The organism is Pseudomonas fuscovaginae SE-1 (genome assembly GCF_000364705.1).
GTDB lineage: Bacteria > Pseudomonadota > Gammaproteobacteria > Pseudomonadales > Pseudomonadaceae > Aquipseudomonas > Aquipseudomonas fuscovaginae_A.
The window spans coordinates 1-5,267 of sequence record NZ_AQOH01000275.1; the positions used below are offsets into that span (position 1 = coordinate 1).

At 63.5% G+C, this 5,267-nt stretch carries 5 protein-coding genes; 3 read left to right on the forward strand and 2 right to left on the reverse strand.

The window, feature by feature from the left end; all coding sequences use genetic code 11:
- Positions 1–368: 368 nt before the first annotated feature.
- Positions 369–917, forward strand: coding sequence for an RNA polymerase factor sigma-70 (locus K675_RS0121810; RefSeq protein ID WP_017905589.1), 549 nt, complete (start codon positions 369–371; stop codon positions 915–917).
- A gap of 33 nt (positions 918–950) precedes the next feature.
- Here the strand turns inward: K675_RS0121810 and K675_RS0121815 are convergent, their stop codons facing one another.
- Together K675_RS0121815 and K675_RS0121820 are read right to left on the reverse strand one after the other, a co-directional pair.
- A complete protein-coding gene (locus tag K675_RS0121815) occupies positions 951–1,748 on the reverse strand; it encodes a substrate-binding periplasmic protein (RefSeq protein WP_017905590.1) in 798 nt (265 codons plus the stop codon).
- A gap of 119 nt (positions 1,749–1,867) precedes the next feature.
- Entirely contained in the window at positions 1,868–2,491 is a 624-nt protein-coding gene (locus tag K675_RS0121820) for a TetR/AcrR family transcriptional regulator (protein WP_017905591.1), read from the reverse strand.
- Between the two features lie 174 nt (positions 2,492–2,665).
- Here K675_RS0121820 and K675_RS0121825 point away from each other — a divergent pair, with 174 nt between their 5' ends.
- Together K675_RS0121825 and K675_RS0121830 are read left to right on the forward strand one after the other, a co-directional pair.
- Complete coding sequence (locus K675_RS0121825; protein ID WP_017905592.1) at positions 2,666–4,456, forward strand: acyclic terpene utilization AtuA family protein; 1,791 nt, start codon at positions 2,666–2,668, stop codon at positions 4,454–4,456.
- A 12-nt stretch (positions 4,457–4,468) separates the two neighbouring features.
- A partial coding sequence (locus tag K675_RS0121830; RefSeq protein ID WP_026145421.1) for an SDR family oxidoreductase occupies positions 4,469–5,267 on the forward strand: 799 nt, incomplete at its 3' end.

The window sequence follows — 5,267 nt, forward strand, 5'->3', positions numbered from 1 at the left end:
ACCATGGCGCTGGCACCGGAATAAGGCAGGCAGAACAGGCGAAGGCTCAGGGAGGTGCTCATGCCCAGCCACCGTTGCGATTAACCATTGCGCCCTCCTCACGGGTCTCGATGCTTGGCCGGGGCGCTCGCCCGGCCTGTCAACTGAGAACGGATGGCAATGGCAAATAATTAGTCCGGTTCGCGGCAACGCAGGTGGGTATACGGGCTCGGAAAAGCTGCGTCATGCTCCCGTAACGCACTGACAGGCATCATTAGTTCTATTTCTCAATTGACAATCATTATCATTAAGCATAATTTGTCGCTCGATGTGTAGCCAGACGCCTACAGGCACTCGGCCTACGACCTATTCGAAACAAGGTGATTTCCATGACGGAACCAGTATCCACAAGCAGGTGTGATTCACCGTTACTCCAGGCGTTCGTCGACAACCGCCTGATCCTGGTCAAGATCGCCGCGCGCATCACCGGCTGCCGGTCGAGAGCCGAAGACGTGGTACAGGACGCATTTTTCCGCCTGCAGTCGGCGCCACAAATCACCTCGTCGTTCAAGGCGCAGCTCAGCTACCTGTTCCAGATCGTGCGCAACCTGGCGATCGACCACTACCGCAAGCAGGCCCTGGAGCTGAAGTATGCGGGCCCGGAAGAGGAAGGCTTGAATGTGGTCATTCACGGTGCTTCGCCAGAAACCTCGCATATCAACTTCTCGACGCTGGAGCATATCGCCGACGCGCTGACCGAACTGCCACAGCGCACCCGCTACGCGTTCGAGATGTATCGCCTGCACGGCGTACCGCAGAAGGACATCGCCAAGGAACTGGGAGTCTCGCCGACCCTGGTGAACTTCATGATCCGCGATGCACTGGTACACTGCCGCAAAGTCTCGGCGAGCCGCGGCGACCATCGCGCCCGACACTGACCAGCACCACCACGGCCAGGCAACATCGCCCCATCAAAGGTGGCGATTGACCGCATTGGCCGTGGGCATCACCTCGATCCGATAGGGCTGGAAGATCTTCAACAGCTCACCCTTGCTGCGCAGGCGTTCCAGCAACTGGCTGAACGCCTCGCCACTGATCGGCGCCTTCGGTCGCAGCAATGCGTAGTGGTGATAAACCTGGTCGATCCGATCGGAAATCAGCAATTCCTTCGCCGTCCCCGGATTGCGGCTCAGGTAGTCGAACAGATAAGAACGCGTCACCAGCGCCACGTCCGCGCGCCCGCGCAACACCATCAACAGGTTGCTGTCGTGCGAGTAGGTCAATGTCGCGTTGTAGGTCTCGGCCAGATACTTGGGATCGGCATTGAACTGCGCGAACTCGTAGTGATAACCACTGAAAAGCGCCAGCCGCTTGCCCTTGAGATCGGCGAAATACCCCTGGCCGCGATCCGGCCTGCGCTGGGCGACGAACACCTCGGCGTCTTCCAGCCCCATGTCGACATTGACATGGGCGATGTCCTTCCAGCCCCACTCCGGATTCTCGAAGATCGCCATGTCGGTACGGCCATCCTCGAAATCGCGAAAACGCCGGGGGATCGAAGTCGGCACCAGCACGAAGTGATAGTCGCTCTGCAGGGCATTGAGGGCTTCGGCCAGCAGCGGCAACGCGCCGGTATCGACACCCTGCTCGGGTCGAATGGTATAGGGTGGGAAGTGTGCGGCGCCGATCCTGACCTCCTGCGCCGCCGACACCGGCTGGATCATCAGCAAGCCCAGCGCCAAACCTAGAACCTGGAACGCCGTCCACATTGGCGAAAGCTTCAAGACCACCCACCTCGGAATAAATATCGTCGATATCACTAAGCTAGGCGTTTTTGTTCACTTAGACAACTTTACGCACGTTAATTAATCACTTGCACAACACGCACTTAGCTGTCCTTGAGTATCAGCGCCAAAGCCTCATCGGCGAGCTGGTCCAACGTCAGGCTGCCCTGGGGGCGAAACCAGGTGGTGGTCCAGGACAAGGCGCCAGTCAGAAAGCGCCGGACAATGAATACATCACCCTTGATGTAGCCGGCATCGCGGGCCTCGCCGAGCACCTGCAGCCAGATCTGCTCGTAGAGATCGCGCAGCGCCAGGACCTTGGCCTGGGCCGGCGGCGACAGTGAGCGCCACTCGTAGACCAGCACCGCCATGGCCTCGCCGGTTCCGCCCATGATCGACTGCAATTCGCAGCGGATCAGCGCCAGGACACGCTCGCGCACAGTGCTGGCCTCGGCCAGGGACGCACGCATCAGGGCGGTGTTGTAGAGGATGGTCTCCTCCATCACCGCCCGCAGGATCTCGTCCTTGCTCTTGAAATGATGAAAGATGCTGCCGGATTGGATTCCGATGGCACTGGCCAGGTCACGCACCGTGGTGCGCTCGTAGCCCTTGTTGCGAAACAGGTGTGCGGCAGTCTGCAGCAGCTTGCCGCGGGCACTGTCCGGATCGGTCAGTTGTCCCGCCTGTACCAATTCCCCCATGACTTGCTGGGCTTGTTGCTCGTTCACGGCATTCTCCTCATTGCTGGTGCCGTTACACGCCCGGAAACCGGGAGGTTGCGCGCGCAAATTTAAGCCGACGCGCGCGCCCAAGCAAGCGCTTGGGGGTAAACTCACAAACGGGGTTTACAAACCAAGCGCTTGCTTGGTAGCCTCACTCCACCCCTTTCGGAGATCGTGCGGATGAACAGAACGGTTCGTATCGGTTGCGCCAGCGCCTTCTGGGGCGATACCTCCACTGCCGCCCGGCCGCTGGTGGAAAGCGGCAGGCTGGACTACCTGGTCTTCGACTACCTGGCCGAGATCACCCTGTCGATCATGGCCGGGGCACGCATGAAGGATCCCCAGGCCGGCTACGCCACGGACTTCGTCGAGGTCCTCGAGCCCCTGCTTGGGGACATCGCCGGACAGGGAATCCGCGTGATCAGCAACGCGGGCGGGGTCAATCCGCAGGCCTGCGCCGCCGCCCTGCAACAGGCCTGCGACAAGGTCGGAGTCGCCCTGAAGATCGCCGTGCTGCAAGGCGACGACCTGCAATCCAAGTCCCGGCAACTGGCCGCCGGCGGCATCACGGAAATGTTCAGTGGCGCCCCCCTGCCACCGATGTGCGTCTCCATCAACGCCTACCTGGGCGCACCGGGCATCGTCGAGGCCCTGCGCCTGGGCGCGGACATCGTGATCACCGGCCGGGTGGTGGACAGCGCGGTGGTCAGCGCCGCCCTGGTGCACGAGTTCGGCTGGGCCTGGGACGACTACGACAAGCTGGCCCAGGCCGCGCTGGCCGGGCATATCATCGAGTGCGGCGCGCAATGTACCGGCGGCAACTTCACCGACTGGCGCGATGTGCCGGACTACGAACACATTGGCTTCCCGATCGTCGAGGTCGGCGCCAATGGCGATTTTCTCGTGAGCAAACCGGAGGGCTCCGGCGGGCTGGTTTCCCCGCTGAGCGTTGGTGAACAACTGCTGTACGAAATCGGCGACCCGCGGGCCTACCGGCTGCCGGACGTGATCTGCGACTTCACTCGGGTGAGCCTGGTCCAGCAGGGCGAGAACGTCGTGGCCGTACAGGGCGCCCGGGGCCTGGCACCCACCGGGCAATACAAGGTCAGCGCCACCTGGCCCGACGGTTTCCGCTGCACCGCCAGTTGCCTGATCGCCGGCATCGATGCCGTGGACAAGGCCCGGCGTGTCAGCCAGGCGATCATCGACAAGACCTCGCAGATGTTCCAGCAGCGCGGTTGGGCGCCCTACAGCGAGGTGGACATCGAACTGCTGGGCAGCGAAGCCAGCTACGGCCCCCATGGTCGCCGCCAGGACAGCCGCGAAGTGGTGATCAAGCTTGCCGTGCGCCATCCGAGCAAGCAGGCACTGGTCCTGTTCTCCCGGGAAATCGCCCAGGCCGCCACGGGCATGGCGCCGGGCCTGACCGGAATCGTCGGCGGCCGGCCGACGGTGTACCCGCTGATCCGACTGTTTTCGTTCCTGATCGACAAGGAGGTCTGCGAACTGGCCGTGCGTATCGGCGAGCAGACGCACCCGTGCGCCCTGCCCGTACTGCCGGCCTTCGATCCGACCGGGGTCGTCGAAGATCTCCCGCCGCCCTTGCCGCAAGGCCCGGCCGACGCGAGCGTACCGCTGGTTCGTCTGGCGGTGGCGCGCTCCGGCGACAAGGGCAATCACAGCAACATCGGCGTCATGGCCCGGCGGCCGGAGTACCTGCCGTGGATCGCCGCGGCGCTGACCCCGGCAGCGGTCGCCGACTGGATGGGCCACGTGCTCGACCCCCTGCACGGCCGTGTCGAACGCTGGTACCTGCCCGGCAGCCACAGCCTGAACTTCCTGCTGGAAAATGCCCTGGGTGGTGGCGGTGTCGCCAGCCTGCGCATCGATCCGCAGGGCAAGGCCTTCGCCCAGCAACTGCTGGAATTTCCCATCGACCTGCCACAACAGCTTGCCGACCAACTTGCCTGAGGGACCGTGACCGTGGCCTATGCTTCCGTGTTCAAACCCGATCTGTTCAACGGCCAGACGATCCTGGTCACCGGTGGCGGCAGCGGTATCGGCCGCTGCACCGCCCATGAACTGGCAGCCCTCGGCGCCCATGTGCTGCTGGTGGGACGCAAGGCGGAGAAGCTGCAACGGGTCGCCGACGAAATCGCCGAGGACGGCGGCCGCGCGGCCTGGCGCTGCTGCGACATTCGCGACGAGGACGCGGTGAAACAGTTGGTTGCCGGACTGCTCGCCGAGCATGGCCCCATCCACGGACTGGTCAACAACGCCGGCGGCCAGTATCCGGCCCCCCTGGCGTCGATCAGCCAGAAAGGCTTCGAAACCGTCATGCGCACCAATCTGGTCGGCGGTTTCCTGGTGGCCCGGGAGGTCTTCAACCAGTCCATGAGCCGCCATGGCGGCAGCATCGTCAACATGCTCGCCGACATGTGGGGCGGCATGCCCGGCATGGGCCACTCCGGTGCCGCCCGCGCCGGCATGGACAATTTCACCAAGACCGCCGCGTTCGAATGGGGAGCCACCGGGGTGCGGGTCAATGCCGTGGCACCGGGCTGGATCGCCTCCAGCGGCATGGATACCTACGAAGGTGCATTCAAGAAGGTCATTCCGACCTTGCGCGAGTACGTGCCACTCAAGCGCATCGGGACCGAGTCGGAAGTCAGCGCGGCGATCGTGTTCCTGCTCAGCCCGGCTGCCGCCTTCATCAGCGGCACCACCCTGCGCATCGACGGCGCGGCCAGCCTCGGCAGCCGTGCCTGGCCCCTGCAGGCGG